Source organism: Cupriavidus sp. SIMBA_020 (genome assembly GCF_046535395.1).
Classification (GTDB): Bacteria; Pseudomonadota; Gammaproteobacteria; order Burkholderiales; family Burkholderiaceae; genus Cupriavidus; species Cupriavidus campinensis.
The window spans coordinates 1-417 of record NZ_JAWRWU010000099.1 but is presented as its reverse complement, the minus strand read 5'-3'; the positions used below and the strand labels follow the sequence as shown (position 1 = coordinate 417).

At 65.9% G+C, this 417-nt stretch carries 1 protein-coding gene; it reads left to right on the top strand.

What is annotated here, in order from left to right:
• Positions 1–93: 93 nt before the first annotated feature.
• Positions 94–417: RNA polymerase sigma factor (locus SB751_RS28320; RefSeq protein WP_410748828.1), on the top strand; the 324-nt coding region annotated here is incomplete at its 3' end.

The following is a 417-nucleotide window of genomic DNA, read 5'->3' as shown; positions in this document are numbered from 1 at the left end:
TGCCCGCTTAATTTCGCCTAAACCCATGGATACACGTCAGATACTGCAGTTCGTCAACGTCGGCTTGGTTGCACCGCGGGAGGATCGACGTAGATGACCGCAGCCGAACTGTCCGCCATGCTCCCCGCGATGCTGCCGCGTCTCTGGACCTTCGCGCTGCGAATCTCCGGCGACCGGCACGACGCCGAGGATCTCGTGCAGGGCGCGTGCGTCCGTGCGCTCGAACGCGCGCATCAGCTACGACCGGGAACCGCGCCGCTCAGCTGGATGTTCTCGATCGTGCAATCCACCTGGCTCACCGAACTCCGCGCACGCAGCGTGCGTCGGCGCTCGGGCATGGACTGGGACGACGACCTGCTCGAAACCATCGCCGATCCCACCGCGCCGACCCTGGAGCAGCAGGCGCTCGATGCGCAG